Source organism: Vibrio sp. E150_011, assembly GCF_053544015.1.
This window is the reverse complement of sequence record NZ_JBHFOL010000007.1, coordinates 199992-215674: the sequence shown is the minus strand read 5'-3', so window position 1 is coordinate 215674 and position 15683 is coordinate 199992. Positions and strand designations below refer to the sequence as shown.

General features: G+C 43.4%; 13 protein-coding genes and 2 tRNA genes. 7 read left to right on the top strand and 8 right to left on the bottom strand.

Annotated elements, in window-relative coordinates; genetic code table 11:
- The first annotated feature begins 103 nt into the window (after positions 1-103).
- Positions 104-670 carry a PhnA domain-containing protein gene (locus tag ACE1OE_RS13340; protein ID WP_102470240.1) on the top strand — a complete coding sequence of 189 codons (567 nt, stop codon included), beginning with the start codon at positions 104-106 and terminating at the stop codon, positions 668-670.
- A gap of 47 nt (positions 671-717) precedes the next feature.
- Here the strand turns inward: ACE1OE_RS13340 and ACE1OE_RS13335 are convergent, their stop codons facing one another.
- The gene (locus ACE1OE_RS13335) at positions 718-1662 is read right to left on the bottom strand and encodes an endonuclease/exonuclease/phosphatase family protein (protein ID WP_449211371.1); all 945 of its coding nucleotides are present in this window, start codon (positions 1660-1662) and stop codon (positions 718-720) included.
- Positions 1663-2364: 702 nt separating this feature from the next.
- Between ACE1OE_RS13335 and ACE1OE_RS13330 the strand changes: the two genes are divergently transcribed.
- A complete protein-coding gene (locus tag ACE1OE_RS13330) occupies positions 2365-3603 on the top strand; it encodes an aromatic amino acid transport family protein (protein WP_449211370.1) in 1239 nt (412 codons plus the stop codon).
- 188 nt (positions 3604-3791) lie between these two features.
- Positions 3792-5216, top strand: a complete 1425-nt coding sequence (locus ACE1OE_RS13325) for a methyl-accepting chemotaxis protein (RefSeq protein WP_449211369.1) — start codon at positions 3792-3794, stop codon at positions 5214-5216.
- A 111-nt stretch (positions 5217-5327) separates the two neighbouring features.
- Here the strand turns inward: ACE1OE_RS13325 and ACE1OE_RS13320 are convergent, their stop codons facing one another.
- Positions 5328-5675, bottom strand: coding sequence for a DUF3024 domain-containing protein (locus ACE1OE_RS13320; RefSeq protein WP_102470236.1), 348 nt, complete (start codon positions 5673-5675; stop codon positions 5328-5330).
- Between the two features lie 183 nt (positions 5676-5858).
- On the opposite strand from ACE1OE_RS13320, the gene ACE1OE_RS13315 reads away from it, so the two are divergent.
- On the top strand, positions 5859-6674 hold the full coding sequence (locus ACE1OE_RS13315) for a phosphate ABC transporter substrate-binding protein (RefSeq protein ID WP_102470235.1): 816 nt from the start codon (positions 5859-5861) through the stop codon (positions 6672-6674).
- A gap of 297 nt (positions 6675-6971) precedes the next feature.
- Positions 6972-7292 carry a heavy metal-binding domain-containing protein gene (locus ACE1OE_RS13310; protein ID WP_102470234.1) on the top strand — a complete coding sequence of 107 codons (321 nt, stop codon included), beginning with the start codon at positions 6972-6974 and terminating at the stop codon, positions 7290-7292.
- A gap of 167 nt (positions 7293-7459) precedes the next feature.
- Here ACE1OE_RS13310 and pulA read toward each other — a convergent pair whose 3' ends face one another.
- The 6 genes from pulA to ACE1OE_RS13280 all read right to left on the bottom strand — a co-directional run bounded on the left by pulA (position 7460) and on the right by ACE1OE_RS13280 (position 14063).
- Positions 7460-11464 (bottom strand): pullulanase-type alpha-1,6-glucosidase, encoded by a 4005-nt coding sequence (pulA, locus tag ACE1OE_RS13305; protein ID WP_449211368.1) that lies wholly within the window; start codon positions 11462-11464, stop codon positions 7460-7462.
- Between the two features lie 413 nt (positions 11465-11877).
- Positions 11878-11951 (bottom strand) — tRNA-Cys (locus ACE1OE_RS13300).
- A 23-nt stretch (positions 11952-11974) separates the two neighbouring features.
- Positions 11975-12061: transfer RNA gene (locus ACE1OE_RS13295), tRNA-Leu, on the bottom strand.
- A gap of 494 nt (positions 12062-12555) precedes the next feature.
- On the bottom strand, positions 12556-13125 hold the full coding sequence (locus ACE1OE_RS13290) for a YceI family protein (RefSeq protein WP_449211367.1): 570 nt from the start codon (positions 13123-13125) through the stop codon (positions 12556-12558).
- Positions 13122-13676, bottom strand: coding sequence for a cytochrome b (locus ACE1OE_RS13285; RefSeq protein WP_449211366.1), 555 nt, complete (start codon positions 13674-13676; stop codon positions 13122-13124). The genes ACE1OE_RS13290 and ACE1OE_RS13285 overlap by 4 nt, the downstream gene beginning before the upstream one ends.
- Before the next feature lie 153 nt (positions 13677-13829).
- A complete protein-coding gene (locus ACE1OE_RS13280) occupies positions 13830-14063 on the bottom strand; it encodes a DUF2164 domain-containing protein (RefSeq protein ID WP_449211365.1) in 234 nt (77 codons plus the stop codon).
- Between the two features lie 180 nt (positions 14064-14243).
- Between ACE1OE_RS13280 and ACE1OE_RS13275 the strand changes: the two genes are divergently transcribed.
- Together ACE1OE_RS13275 and ACE1OE_RS13270 are read left to right on the top strand one after the other, a co-directional pair.
- Complete coding sequence (locus tag ACE1OE_RS13275; RefSeq protein ID WP_372061966.1) at positions 14244-14888, top strand: helix-turn-helix domain-containing protein; 645 nt, start codon at positions 14244-14246, stop codon at positions 14886-14888.
- Between the two features lie 67 nt (positions 14889-14955).
- Complete coding sequence (locus tag ACE1OE_RS13270) at positions 14956-15588, top strand: hypothetical protein (protein WP_449211364.1); 633 nt, start codon at positions 14956-14958, stop codon at positions 15586-15588.
- Positions 15589-15683 lie beyond the last annotated feature (95 nt).

Sequence of the window (15683 nt, the reverse complement as noted above, 5' to 3'; positions counted from 1 at the left end):
GTATAATGCGCGGCTATCAATCCGGTGATACTAAAATTTAAGTACCACAGAATAACCATCGGACGAGGCTTTTCGCCCGATCTCATCAAAATAAGGGTTAAGTATGTCTACTGAAGCAACGATGCTTGAACGCTGCGGAAACAAATGTGAACTTTGTGCCGCTGAAACGTCACTATCTCCATTTGTTGTCGCGCCGCACTCGCACGTTACCGTTGATCACGCGATCATGCTTTGTGAAACATGTTCAAGCCAAATTGAAAACCCAGAGTCTATGGATGTGAACCACTGGCGTTGTCTTAACGATAGCATGTGGAGCCAAGTTGCCCCTGTTCAAGTTGTCGCATTTCGCCAACTTCACCGCCTTTCAGCAGAAGGCTGGGCACAAGATCTTCTCGACATGATGTACATGGAAGAAGAAGTCAAAACTTGGGCTGAGACGGGTCTTGAAAACGACGGTCTAAAGCACGTTGATTGCCACGGTGCTCCTTTGCAAAAAGGTGACACTGTCACCATCATTAAAGACCTCCCTGTTAAAGGGTCTTCAATGGTGGTTAAAATTGGTACTATGGTCAGAAATATTGGCCTTGCACAAGATGACCCTGAGCTTTTCTCTGGTAAAGTTGAAGGGCAATCGATGTGGTTACGTTGCGAATATTGTCGTAAAAAATAACCATAAAGATGATAAAAAAAGCGCCTTAGGCGCTTTTTTTATGGGCGCTATAAATTCAAATAGGTTCGTACTGGTCGGTGATCAGATCCTGCGATGCTGTTGACGGTATGCCGATAGCAAATTGCTGGCTGAGTGGTTTGTGTCGTTCGAATCCAAAGATGATCGATAGCGACAACAGGTTGGAATGCCACCCCCCAACGCTTTACAAACGTTGGCCAACTAAAGACCGGTTTCGTGTCAAATGTTGACATTAAACTCGTGAATCGCGACGTTGTGCTCGCAAGGTTAAAATCACCGACGACAAGTGTGGTATCCAATGGTGAGCGCTGAGCTTCAACCGCGACATCCCGAATCACTTCATTTCGTTCTACCCACAGTTGCTCGGTTCTTGGCGAAGGTGGATGTGCAGCAATTAAATACACATCTTTATCGGCGGTCGCCCGCCAGATTACTTTTAATATTTTATGACCTGAGCGCGATGACACCGTGTTCATTCCATATAAAGGCTTGCGACTGAGGATCATTTGCCCACTAGGATAACCAACTCGACTCTGTCCGCCGAATTTATACGGGTAGAGAGGTTCAAGTACTTGTAAACGTTCACCATGAATTGGCGATACTTCTTGTAAAACGAGGATATCTGGTAGGGTATCTGCGACATACTCGATAAAAGCCTCTAAATTCTGATTATCGTAATAGACATTATATTGAACAATATTCACGGTCTCGTCAGTGCAAGCACTATGGTCAGTATAAAAATGTGTACTCCGGTACACCACTTGACCTAATACACTCCCCCAAACTCCCGCTAATAAAAAAGCGACAATACTGCCACGAGTCTTTTTACAAATAAGTAGGCCAAGAGCACAGAACGTATAAAAAACGGGGAACAGGATGGCGAACGATGCTGCGTTCTCAAGAACCCAGTTAGATTTTGCATAAAAAGCGCCAGCCCCCACTAGAGTTGGCAGAAATAACAACAATAACCACATGAAAAGGCACGACAACCTGATTTACAACAACAATAAGTTCAGTGTAGGTGTCGGTAAAGAAAAGTGGTAATGAGAAATGTCGCTAACGAGGTGAAGTTTCCACTGTTTTGGCCAAGACATCCGTCAATAGGAAAACTCGTCTATCGCCTAGATGAAAATGGCTGAGGTAATGCTAATTTGGTTACCGTGTTTAGATTCGAGATAACGTCAATGATGACAAATTCATGGGGGACAAGTGTCCTCCTCTTTCTGCTTTATTCTTCTTTATCTTCTGGTTGATCGACTTCGTTTAGACCAGACAAGTTAAATCCAATTTCCATAGCGTCGATCCATTCTAGTGCTTCTTCGTGTGTTGATGTGTCCATCGTATTTTCCTTATTTTCCCGAGACCAACGAAAGAGTCGGCTTCATTGCTCTTTATCGAGTTATAACTAACTTATATGACTAATTTGTGAAACCCAACGGTCTATCACGCAATCTTTGACCCAACTCATTGTTAAACGATTGCGTTGACCATATTTCGTGCACAACTACGACACTGTACATAAAACATTACACCACATAACGAAAAGTTTTACATTTCACTTGTTTTGACAATTAATTATCTACATAATCATCAAACATCCAGATTAAAGCGCTACTATTTCTCGATACTGTTAGTCAGTACCACTTTAGAAAGCCAAACCGTAAAGTATTTTGTACATGAAATCAAAAGTTCTTGGAAGCACTCTTATTATTGCTGGTACCACTATTGGGGCTGGTATGCTTGCCCTACCCATCGCGTCTGCTGGGATTGGTTTTGGTACGTCACTTATCATTATGTTGGGTTTATGGGCTCTGATGGCCTATACCGCTCTTTTAATGGTTGAGCTGCATCAACATGCTGATCACTCAGCGACGCTTCATACACTGGCAAAGCAAATTTTAGGCAAAAAAGGACAATACATTGCGAGTATCGCCATGCTGGTGTTGTTCTACGCGTTATGTGCTGCGTATATTGCCGGAGGTGGTGGGCAATTTCGTGAACGCGTCCAAATGATTCTGGGGATCGAGCTATCAAACACCGTAGCAACGTTAATATTCACATTTCTTGTTGCTCTAACGGTTACCTTGGGCACTCACGCTGTCGATAAACTCAACCGCGTACTTTTTACCGTTAAGCTATTTGCCATGGGGGGTGTCCTATTTTTATTGGCACCAAGTGTTAGCCATTCTTATTTGCTTAGCATGCCTGTTCAACAGGGGTTAATTCTTGCCGCAATCCCCGTGATTTTCACATCATTTGGCTTTCACGGCAGTATTCCGGCTATTGTGAACTATTTAAAAGGCGATACGGGTTCATTGCGTAAAGCCATCATCATTGGCTCAAGCTTGCCCTTGGTTATCTATGTTTTCTGGCAAATCGTCACTCTTGGTGTTGTCAGTCAGACGACATTGCTTGAAAACGCAGGGCTTTCAAACCTTATAAGTTCACTGGCACAAACGGTTCACGTTGATAAGCTAGCCACTGTTATCGGTGTGTTCGCAGACTTAGCCTTAATGACGTCATTTTTAGGAGTGAGTTTAGGGTTATTCGAGTACTTACGTGATCTTGGAAGTCGGTACAACACGTCAACAGCATCTAATGATAACGAAACAGGTTCGCTCACGTCCAAGCAGAGAGTGATTGCCGCACTGGTCACGTTTACTCCCCCGCTTTGTTTTGCATTGTTTTATCCTCAAGGCTTTATTATGGCTTTGGGTTACGCCGCTATCGCACTTGCGACGCTCGCTATTTTCTTACCAGTAGCAATGATTAAGAAAATTAGACGCGACTCAAAGAGCAATAACCTGTACGTCGTAGCCGGTGGCCAAACTGCCCTCAACCTTTCTTTTATTGTTGGACTTCTCATTGTCGCTTCACAAGTACTGATTTCAATGAACGTCCTACCAAGTCTTTGATAGCGATTAGCGATTAGCGATTAGCGATTAGCGATTCAAATCACATTAATCGTGAAAATCGGTTAAGTAATTGCATCAAACGCCGATATGATAATGAACAGGAGGTTTTCATCTGAAAACCTCCTGTTCATTTGTCTATTCAAACCAATTATAAGTTCAAAAAATCATAAGAAAGCAGCGGAGTCTCTATGAGAGAAGTTCAATTTAGAAAGATCGACTCAATATTCATAAAAATGTCGATCAGCGATAAAATGTGGGTGCTTTTCACCCTATTTGTCATTGCATTGTCATTCACAGCCATAAACCGATACCAAGACACCGTCAATAGCGCAGAGCAACTGGCTATAGTCTCAGCAGAATCCCGATTAGCGGCATACCTTGAAACCACGAATAAAGATAGTCTAAGCGCATTAGGGGTCTCGACTACATCCGCTCAAGCGAGTTCGATTCAAGGCAATAACGTGCAAGCTGTCGTCCGCGGAAGCGACGGTAAGTTCTATCGCTTAAATCAATCGGCATCATTGATTGTCGAAGAAGCGAAATCGAGTGCATTAACGTCACTCGCTCTCACGTACCTATGGCTGATCCCTTTTGCGGTTTTTTCTTACTGGCTCGCGACATTTCTTGGTGGAGCGCTCTGGACACTCTATGCCACCACGAAAAAAATTGCAGATGGCGATCTTACATCTCGATTAAACTTCGTTGCAGGTCGTGATGAATTTGGAACGATTGGCGTCGCGCTTGATAAGGCGATGGATACACTGACTGAATTAGTCGTGACAGTGAAAGCCTCTGCAACAAGCTTAGAAGAAACCTCTACTCAATTTCACACCGAAATGGCCCGAAGTAATAGCCAAATCAGCAACCAATACTCCTCATTAGACTCAGTTGCGACGGCCATGGAAGAAATGACGGCCTCTTCTCAAGAAGTCTCGAACATTTCACAACAATCCAATCAGCAAGCAGAAGATGACGCAAAGCAAGTGGAACAGAGTTATCAACGTGTCCAGCAAGCGATTGGTGATGTTAATCAATTGTCCAATTTCATCCAAGAAGCGTCACATTCAGTTTCTGCGTTAACTGAAAACACAACACAGATTAATGATGTTATTACCACCATCAATGCTATTTCAGAGCAAACCAATCTGTTAGCACTCAATGCCGCGATTGAAGCCGCTCGTGCAGGTGAGCAAGGTCGAGGATTTGCAGTGGTGGCTGATGAAGTCCGCACGCTTGCAAGCAGAACGCAAGCCGCAACCGTTGAAATTCAAAGTATGATTGAGAAGCTTCAGTCTGAAAGCCACAACATCGCAGCGATTACACAACAAACGGTCGAGCAAGCGCAGTCAAGTAGTGCACTGATTTCTGATATTGGCCACGATATCAACTCAATAGCAGACTCAGCTCGTGCTGTGATGGATATGAGTACTCAAATCTCCACATCAGCATCGGAGCAAAGCTCGGTTGCATCGAGCATTGCGAGTGAATTAAGTGACATCCGCTCCCAATCCGCGACAATTAGAGAGGTCGCTCAACGAAGTGAGCTTTCTATTAACAGCCTTGCCAAATCAACACGGTCTTTAAGTCAAGTTCTTGTGCGATACCGCACTTAAACGCGATAAATATAAGTATTGTGTAATAAAAATGGGAGAGCATTAGCTCTCCCATTTTTATTACACAACTAGATATCCACGCGAAGTAAACATTACCGAAAACCACTATCATCACCAAAAATACGATTTAGGATCTTTCTCTATTTCACGCATAATAGCTGTTAAATCAACGCTTTGTGATAAAAAAGGATAAGGGATCCATTGCGAGTCGTCAGCTTCCGTAGGTATAGAAAGGTGCCAAACCTTTAATGCATCATCAAACTCTACTTTCGCAACGGGGTTGGTGTAATCTGAAAACGTGGAATCAAGCAAATAATGCGCGTTGGAGAACAACACACCGTTGGGAATAGTTTCGAATAAGGACTTTCCTAGTTCAACTGGAATGCTTTTATTCCGGTTCATGCATACCATCTCGGCACAACGCTCTAACCTACACTGAGACATTTGAATTAGTGTCATACACTTCTACCTTATCCTCACTAGTGTATTTAATATAACTGTTTTTTGTTGAATTTGTTAGATGCTTGAAGCCGCAGCATTTAATTTTTGACATTATGTGGCACCCACCTTTAACTTCATCACAAAAGTGTCATACAAACGACATATGATGTGGCGAATCGTTACTTTTAATGGAGTTATTCTATGCTACGTGTCGCTATGGCTGCACTTATTTCACTGTCAGCTACGTCATTTGCGTACGCTGAAGAAGTCAATATTTCTGGCTCCACGTCAGTCGCTAGAGTCATGGATGTTCTTGCCGAACATTACAACACCGACCATAAAGAAACCTTTATTGCGGTTCAAGGTATTGGCTCGACGGCTGGCATTACACTGGTTGATAAGGGCGTCGCGGATATTGGTATGAGTAGTCGCTACTTAACTGAACGCGAAAGTAGTGATTCGTTGGATGTATTCCCAATTGCCTACGATGGCTTGGCCATTGTTGTTAACATCACTAACCCAGTACCGAATCTCTCACGTGAGCAAGTCTTTGATATCTACAAAGGTAAAATCACGAATTGGAAACAAGTCGGCGGTGAAGACAAAGACATCGCAGTTGTCACTCGCGAAGCATCGTCTGGTACGAGATATAGCTTCGAAAGCTTGCTTGGTTTGACTCGCATTGTTAATGACCGTTTGGTGTCCGATATCAATCCAACCAACCTCGTGGTTAACAGCAACAGTATGGTGAAAACCATTGTTAACCATAACCCTCATGCCATTGGGTTTATTTCTGAAGGGTCTGTCGATCGCTCTATCAAAGCCATTCAATTTGAAGGGGTTGAAGCCAGCACAGCCAATATCGCAAAAGGCGAATACAAACTGGCGCGTCCATTCTTGTTGCTACACAAGAAAGACGAAATCGACGATGATGCCGACAAGTTCATCAAGTTTGTTTTGTCTGACAATGGACAAGCACTCATTGCAGAATATGGCTACACGCCGATTAAAAAATAACGTCGAGATCGCCGCCGTAAATTAAGGCCGATATTTTAACGCCGTTCATTTCAATTGAGCGGCGTTGTTTTATTTGATAATGACTTGGTGTTTTCATAAGTCGCAAACAACCACGCTCTATCAGCCCTCTTTCAAAGGCCTACCTTTTTACTTATCTTTGAGTAACTCATCACTTGAACGCGTGAATTTAGCGTTAGTTCGTACCAAAACCAAATTCATACATTTCCTTCATGTTATATCTCACTACCAGCTGTTATGGTGTTAACACGCAAGTCACTTTTCGATAAGGGTCTATCTATGATTGTTACTACTACACAAACTATTGAAGGTAAAAGAGTTGTCGCTTATAAAGGCGTCATTGCTGGAGAGGCTATTCTTGGCGCTAACGTCTTTAAAGACATGTTTGCTGGCTTAAGAGACATTGTCGGAGGCCGCTCTGGTACATATGAAAGAGAACTGCAGCGAGCTCGTGAAATCGCCCTGAAAGAACTAGAACAAAAAGCCGCAGACATGGGCGCAAATGCCGTTGTCGGCGTCGACCTCGATTACGAGGTACTTGGATCCGGAAATGGCATGCTAATGGTTTCTGCTAGTGGCACAGCGGTTGTCGTTGATTAACCATCAAACCAACACGCTCTGATCAATAAAGGGCAGGAAAATTTAATTTTCCTGCCCTTTTCTTATTGAGTGAACCGCAAATGACTTAATTTACTGATCGCTTAGTTCATTTATTGCTTAGCTCATTCTTTATAGTTTCAATTGCTAACGGTTGATCCGTTCACCGCCTACTGTTTAGTCACTGTCAGCAATGGTGCAGATGTCGATGCGGTATTCAGTTTGAACTGATAACTGCCATCCTCTTCAATGGTAATCGCTAAATTCGCGCTATCCGAACCAACATCCATGGTCATTTCTGTTCCAAGAACAACTTGACCATTTCCCCCAAAGTTGGTTGCCGCACCCCAGCCTGCATCGGCAATTTTCATTTCATAACTGCCCGCTGTTAGGTCAAATGAGAGTGCATAAACATCATTGGCAACGTAGCCAAATTTTGCAGCAGAGTCTTCACTTGGTGTATCCCATGAGGTAATCGTACCTCTAAGATAAAGAGCCGTATCACCAAATGTCGGAACATCAGCAGATTTTGTTACGGTAATGACAGGTTTTTCGATCGAATCGTCTTGCATATAAGTCGCATCAAAAACGAAGTTATATTTGCCGGTTTGCTCTATCGTCAACTCACAATTATCACTGCTACCAAGGTCTAGTGAGTTATCACTGATATCAGCAGAGCCGCAACCGATATTAGGCGCACTCCAGTTACTGTCAGCAAATTTAAACGCATGAGTTCCAGCGTCTAGTGTTGCCGATAATTGATATAGACCGCTTCCGACAAACGTCATCGCCCAATCAGTGCTGTCAGACCAATCATTCATCGTGCCTTTGACATAGACCGTCGTATCACCAAATGGTGGAATCGTCGTGATATCTTTATTTGACATATCAACCGGTAAGCCAGCACCTTGCGCCCCCTCTTGCGGCTGAACGAAAACAGCCGTTGTCAACGCCGGTACTGAAAATGTTTCGTTGTTGAACGAAGCACGTTGTACCGTGGCGTCAGCCGACGCTTTTTGGATACTATGCAATTCAAACCCCTCAACACCTGTCATGGTGAAGTCTTGAGTTTCCGCTGTCGAGTTAATCACAACAACAATGGCGTCATAGTTAGTATCTAAATCAGCCCCTGCCGATGTGCCATCGTCAATGCTCATTACGATCAAACCTTGAGTTTGGTCAATACCAACATTTCTGAAGTCGACTCGATTCATCACCTCTGCCGCACTGTTTAGTCTAAACAACGGGCTTTCGCTACGAATCGTCAATAGCTCTAAAAATTGCGCCTTAGCCATCGCAATGTCACCACTATTTGGCTCTGCGGAATCGTCATCAATAATCGTTTTAATTAAGCTCCAATTTGAACCATCTTTATCTTCTCTCGGTAAGCCCACGTTCCAGTTGTTGTCTGAACCATCAAAACGGACGCGGTTGTACCAATCGCCAGAATCATAAGAGTCACGCTGCATTGACTTAGAACGAAGCAACTCAGAACCCATATGGATAAATGGTATACCTTGCCCCAACATCACGGTAGAAAGCGAGAGCGTTTGCATACGTGCTCGGTCGGCCGAAGACGTGCCTGTCGCTATTTTATAGGCGTTGTTATCCCAAAGTGTTTGGTTGTCATGCTTAGAGACATAAGAAATGTTCTCTGATGGGAACTTGGTGTAGCCCGCAGGTGCGCCGTTGTAGTCAACATCCTTACCGGTTTTAGTGCTACCAGTGAAATCCACCAAAATATAATCGGCTAGGTTACCCGCCATCCCCAAACGAACGATATCTTGATTGTGCAGCATAGCATCAGTGGTTTCTTGAGAGCTGGTCACTTCTTCATTGATATAAGCCGCGTTGCCAAACCCTTGGTTGAAACGCAAAGGGTGCTTACCATCACTGTTTTGTCCACCATCGAAAGGACTTCCACCGCGTACCGCATCACGAAGTCTATCGGAGAAGGTGCCAATTTCTGTGCCGGCCATATTTAGCTGGTTAGCTTGATCAAAACGCGCATTATTCGACACTTCACCAAAGTCCCAGCCTTCGCCATAGAACAGGGTATTAGGGTCAATAACTCGAACTTCTTTCAGCGCCTGAACCATCAAGGACTTAGGTTGATGTCCCATCAAATCGAATCGGAAACCGTCGACCTTATAATCGTCAGCCCACACTTTTAATGAATCGACCATCAACTTACCCATCATCAGGTTTTCTGTTGCGGTGTTATCACAGCATGTTGAGTTCTCTACGCCACCCGTATTAACGTTAAGGCGGTGGTAATAACCAGGAACAATTTTATCGAGTACTGATTTGTCGTTCACGCCTGATGCATTGGTATGGTTATAAACCACGTCCATTACCAGCTTAAGCCCCATATCATGGGAAGCTTTCACCATTTCACGGAATTCTTTAATGCGAACCGACCCTTTTGCGTCTGTTGCATAGCTGCCCTCTGGCACAGTGTAATGGTAAGGGTCATAACCCCAGTTGAAGCTATCCAACATACGAAGATCATTCATCAATGCTTGCGCGCTGCCTGTACTTGGGTCATAGCTTTCTAGCAAGTCCTCAATAACCTGCGAGGAATCCGCCGTTGAACAAACTGACGCAGCGGGCGATGCGCTACATAAGTCACCAACAGTATCCGTAATGTCGACACTGTTTTCTTCGTCAATCGTTGCGATATCAAAAGCAGGCAACACATGAAGCGTGGTCAGCCCCGCATCTTTGAGAGCCTGGAGGTGTTTCACTGATTCACGAGAAGGCTCAGTAAGTGCTAGATACTTCCCATTAAGAGCACTGGTACCCATTGTGTCGCTAAAGCTGAAGTCACGAATATGTGATTCATACAAAACGTGATCTTCGTCGTTCACTACTTCCGGGCGATCATGCGCATCGCTCCCCCAGCCCTCAGGCATCAGGCTTGGGTCATTTAAATCGATAACTTGAGAATAACGAGAATTGACAGAAAGGCTGACAGAATATGGGTCGGTCACTAATCGCTCTTCAACTACTTGAGTTGTGGGATGATAAACTTTCACATTATAACGATAGAATTTAGTCACAACGCCACTGACAACGTCAGATGACCACACACCATTGTCAGCGTTTTCAGTCATGCTAACCGTGTCTTCTAGTTTTTTGTCGGCATCGTAAATTTCTAAAGCGACAGATTGCGCCGTTGGAGCCCAAACTTTAAAAGTCGCATCACTACCGGAGACCAGCGCTCCCAGCGTCTCATTGATTGCATTACCCGTTGTTTTATCCACGAAGACCGCATCTAAAACACCTGGTTTCTGAACTTCTGTTGCTGCTATTACTTCATCATCACCGTTGTAAGCTGCAACGACTATCTGAGATTTCAAAATGTCTCGTAACAATTCATCACTGACATCCAGCGAAGCCGACTTTAGGCCGCTTAAATGTCTGAACCGCAGCTTAAGCTCTTCTGACAAATCGCCTTCAACGTTCATATCGACCGAGTCACCACCGACGATGTTTTTGTCATCATCCATGGTAATTGAACCACTTTTGCTATAAAACAAACTAATTTTGTTGGCATTAGCCGCGGCTTCCCAAGCGATCGTGTCGGCCTCTAACCAGTGCGCTTTTTGTCCATCAATAACGACTGGGCGTTCTGCAATAGGCTTATAGTACAACTCACTACTGCCGTGGAAACCAAATAGCCCTTTACTGTCATCCAGATTGTTCAAAAGCAATTTTGAATTCGAGCTCCCGAATGCTTTCTCATCTCCTTTATGCAAGATAAAGTTCATGCAATTATGTGGGTCAGAGGCATCTGGATTTACGTTCAAGACGTAATAGGCACCATATGTCTCACTCACACCATCCGCTTCCTTAGGTGCATCCCAAGTCGTTCCACTATCATCGAGGCCCATTGCTTCGAGATCGGTGCTGGTACACCCTTCACCGTTCCACAGATGTAAACCCCACCCGTCATAAGCTGAACCAGACGTTGCCGCTACGTCTTGTTTATAATAAACCACCACTTCGTTTTGGCCTGCTTCATACAAGCCCTCGATGTTTCCGCCCGTATTACCGCCTGTACCTCCACCTGAGTTGTCATTGCTGTCATTACAACCCGCAATAACGGCAACAGAGAGTAAAGGGATGAGTGTTTTCGCGATTACTGATAATTTAAATTTGTTATTGTCCACTTAGCAAACCTACTTATTATTTGTATATGAGTTACTAAGAACATGTTAAATAACAGTGGCGCCCACATAATGAGATGTAAGTATGTAAACTTTATGTATCGAAAAAAATTTCACCTACGCTGGCTCACCCTCACAAAATAACGCGTTATGAATGGCTCACTCTGAGAGCAATCGCACATTATTGTTGTAAAAATTCAAAGGCGTAGAAACGAGGGATGAGAAGTAAGGGCTTAGAGGTCAGCCTTCAATTAGAGAGTGTTGTCAACTTTAGTACACCACTTAATTATCTTAGATAATTAACTTGCCAAACCAAAACAGTAACAAGAGGTACAGAGGTACAGAGGTACAGACTAAGTAAGTCAATGCAACATGGTAAGTAACAAATGAAGGTGTTTTTACAACAGAAGAATTAATGGAGGCGCCTCCCGGAGTCGAACCGAGGTCCACGGATTTGCAATCCGCTGCATAGCCACTCTGCCAAGGCGCCATTATGAGATGTTTGCTGAAAGATGGTGCCCCGGGCCGGACTTGAACCGGCACAACGCGAACGTCGAGGGATTTTAAATCCCTTGTGTCTACCAATTCCACCACCAGGGCACATGCAAACACCATCCCCTCACATTTGCCGTGAGGACGAGGCGTACTTTACGTGATTCTGATTTTGAGTCAATAGTAATTTTAACTCATTTGATTCAAGTGGTTAAAAACCAAACCATTAGGTTAGCGTTACACTCATCATATCTAATTTTTAACCCATTCGCGTCTTCTGTGTATTGCGGTGACTCATACATGCACGAAAACGCACTGACACAATTTAAATGGTGTCAGTGCTGAATAGAAAAAGAAATGTTGTATCAGATTACCAAGATGGCGATGGTTTTATTGTCCTAAGACTAGAGGTCAAGGCGCTATGAACCTTAGCCGAACCGCAGATCAAACTTACATGATGTATAGAAATTTCATGGTAAATAAGCGCCATAGCAAAAGCGCTATATATTATAAAGGCGACTAGAAATAGTCGCCTTTGGTTTGTTCAATCCTGTGCTGCTGCGCGCAGTTAAATCCGACCCACAGAAACCAAAACCATTAAATTATTGCTTCACACCTTCGATGTGCAGTTCCATATCAACATAGCTCGATGCACCCATAACCGGGATTTTAAAATCAGCAAGCTCTAGGCGTGTCGTACCGTAAAATCCAGCACGTTCACCACCCCATGGGTCTTGACCTTGGCCAATAAATTCAGCGTTGATTGTGATTGGCTGTGTCACACCATGAAGCGTCAAATCGCCCATAATGTCCATCACGCCTTCACCCTTGTCTTCTACTCCAGTGCTTTTGAAGACGGCTTCAGAAAATTTACTTGCATCAATAAAATCAGAGCTTCGAATGTGCTTGTCACGTTCTGCATGGTTTGAATCAAGACTGGTTGTATCAATCTTAACTTCAACAGAAGACGCATCAATATTGGCAGGATCAAAACTGAACTGACCTGAAAAGTCATTAAATCGACCTTGGATAAAGCTATAACCCAAGTGACTCACTTTAAAGTTCACCGAAGCATGGGCACCTTTCGTGTCAATCGTATAATCAGCCGCGTTTGCACCAAGTGGTAATATCATTGCCACTGCCATTCCTGTTGCGATTAGTGTCTTTTTCATTTCGAAACTCCTAACATTTTTCGAAGGGTATTATCTTTATTGATAAAGTGATGCTTAAGTGCGGCCAACGCATGTCCCGCGGCCGTCAAAATAACAAACCAAGCAGCATAAAAGTGAACCTCACCTGATATGTCCGATTGATTTGGAAATAGTTCACCCAATGCTGGTACTGTGAACCATTCAAATACCTCTATTCCTCTTCCGTCAGAGGTTGATATCAAATAACCGCTCACAAAAATAACTAACAATGCAACGTACATCAGGAAGTGTCCTACCTTAGCACCAAGCTTTTCTATGGGACTACCGTCTACGCTTGGCGTAGGTGAAATCTTGTTCCAGAAAAATCTTAATACCGTAGCAGCGGCCAATAATATGCCAATTGACTTATGCCAATGCGGAGCAGTTTTGTACCACTCACTATAGTAAGTTAAGTCAACCATCCAAGTGCCTACCGCAAACATGCCGATGATCACTAACGCAGATAACCAGTGTAGTGTACGTGATAACGCGTTGTAATTTTTTGTCGAGCTTGTTGCCATTTCCAATCCCATTTATTGATACCAATTATCACTCGTCATATTAACGACTCCTTAACGATTGATATATAGTATTTACTTTTATTGACAATTCGACGACATCCGTAGGTTGATGAAGTCATTCAAATTTTTTGAACGAGTTATGTCCTGGCTAGGTAAGTGACTTCGTTAATCGACTGGCATTTCTATTTCATATAATTCGTCCGTAATATCCAAAACGCGACGTTCAAACACCTGTTTCGCATCGTCCAATCCCTTATTGTAAAAGGCTGGGCCCATTTTTTTTACTATAAAGTCGAGCAAAAACTCCGCATCAAATTGTTCTAGTTCATGCTCTAATTCGTCAGAAAAATAGTGTTGTAAGTCACGTATAATTTGTTCCCTTTGTTGTTTTTCAAACATAATCGGTATCTCGCTTGTGTTGTGTATTAATAATTACTTACAGTTTAAACCGCAATTCTTTTAAGGTCTTTGAGAGTCCAGAATAAGTCTATCCAGTTCTCACAATTACTATTGGTATAGATTCTTTGTTTCATTTTTGAAACTAAACTACTATGCTTTACACAAATTTATGGAGGAAACATGGACGTAGGGTATCAAGAACGTATCATTTCGTTGATCAAAGAACACGAAGTGACCAATCACGAGCTAGCTGAAGCAGTCGGTAAAGGAAAAGCCACCATCGGTCGATATCTAACAAAAGGGGCGACACGAACCTACCCTTCAATTGAAGACCTCACACTGATTGCTGACTATTTTAAGGTTCAAGCCCATTGGTTATGTTTTGGTATTGGTGACAAACACACACAAGCCCAAACATTAACAAATGCTGTGCAAGCTGGAGCAACGACCGTTAAAGTATACAAGCGTAGTCAAGTCACCCCTCTACTCCTCGGTGATAACGTTGTGTCTATGGGGGCGATTCCAGTGCCACCTGAACATAGCAATTGTTTTGGAGTGGTCTATCCTGCTGCTGGTTCAATATCGTATAAATGGGATTGTGTTGCCTTAGTTGAGCAAAGTGAGAGCTGGTTAAATGACGATATCGTGCTCGCTCGATTACCAGGAAACCCCACCCCTGACTTCTTCACTTTAGTAAAGATTGGCACTGTCATTCACGTTTGGTATGGCGACGACACAACTAAAAATGCCATTCATCAAGTATTAGATAACGAGATCGAGATCATTGGGGTTGTCAGATGGGGAACCTGGTCTAGAAGGTCCTGATCAAAAGACAAAGTATTACCACTCAATACCGCGAAGCTCTCAATAAGAATAGGTTAAGGAAAACCCCGTGCTTTTGGATGTTGTTGTTCACAGCTTAAACCAATTTCAAGATGACTGTTTGAACCTATGTGCGCACCACTACCCGGCGGTGCACAATAAAGGGATGACAGAACATCATCTAGGGCTTGCCTTTGTCAAAAGGCTCGTCAGTAATCAAAGCACCGAGCAACAACATTGCGAGTTCGCGCCTATAGAGATGCGTCGTCAATCGGATGCTCCACAACATTATCGCGTGTCGTCATCTCAAGGAACAGTTTGGGTACTCACTCACCATTTTGTTAACGCCAGCCCATCGAGTAGAGCCCTACTTTTTGAAAAGATTCAAGAATGGCAACTCGAATATAGTTACGCGATCCAACCGCATGATTTACTGGTTTTAATTGCTGATCACTGGATAAACCGGAACATTTTCAGTCGGGAAATTATCCATTGGTGGACGCACCAACTCCCGGAAGATTGTGAATTGTATGCACAACAAGGCGTAAAACTGACCGAAAGCACCGACTACCTGCGCCAAAATCTATTAACACGAAATCGGTTGACCCCTCGTTACATTCACTACTCTCATCCTATTAAACGCACGCAGCAACGAGATTCCCTCAAAAAATATGTACAGCTCTATGCCATTATCCAAAGCTGAACGTTGAATTTACGGATTGTCATGAAACTTTAACGCTAATTTTTCACAGTAATCTGTATGTTTGCGTTATCTCCGTCTTAATAGCATGCCTCTTT

Coding starts and splice junctions, on each gene's coding strand:
- ACE1OE_RS13290 (WP_449211367.1), bottom strand. CDS start 13,125: ATGAAAAAGACACTAATCGCAACAGGAATGGCAGTGGCAATGATATTA.
- ACE1OE_RS13310 (WP_102470234.1), top strand. CDS start 6,972: ATGATTGTTACTACTACACAAACTATTGAAGGTAAAAGAGTTGTCGCT.
- ACE1OE_RS13280 (WP_449211365.1), bottom strand. CDS start 14,063: ATGTTTGAAAAACAACAAAGGGAACAAATTATACGTGACTTACAACAC.
- ACE1OE_RS13315 (WP_102470235.1), top strand. CDS start 5,859: ATGCTACGTGTCGCTATGGCTGCACTTATTTCACTGTCAGCTACGTCA.
- ACE1OE_RS13275 (WP_372061966.1), top strand. CDS start 14,244: ATGGACGTAGGGTATCAAGAACGTATCATTTCGTTGATCAAAGAACAC.
- ACE1OE_RS13285 (WP_449211366.1), bottom strand. CDS start 13,676: ATGGGATTGGAAATGGCAACAAGCTCGACAAAAAATTACAACGCGTTA.
- ACE1OE_RS13340 (WP_102470240.1), top strand. CDS start 104: ATGTCTACTGAAGCAACGATGCTTGAACGCTGCGGAAACAAATGTGAA.
- ACE1OE_RS13335 (WP_449211371.1), bottom strand. CDS start 1,662: ATGTGGTTATTGTTGTTATTTCTGCCAACTCTAGTGGGGGCTGGCGCT.
- ACE1OE_RS13325 (WP_449211369.1), top strand. CDS start 3,792: ATGAGAGAAGTTCAATTTAGAAAGATCGACTCAATATTCATAAAAATG.
- ACE1OE_RS13320 (WP_102470236.1), bottom strand. CDS start 5,675: ATGACACTAATTCAAATGTCTCAGTGTAGGTTAGAGCGTTGTGCCGAG.
- ACE1OE_RS13330 (WP_449211370.1), top strand. CDS start 2,365: ATGAAATCAAAAGTTCTTGGAAGCACTCTTATTATTGCTGGTACCACT.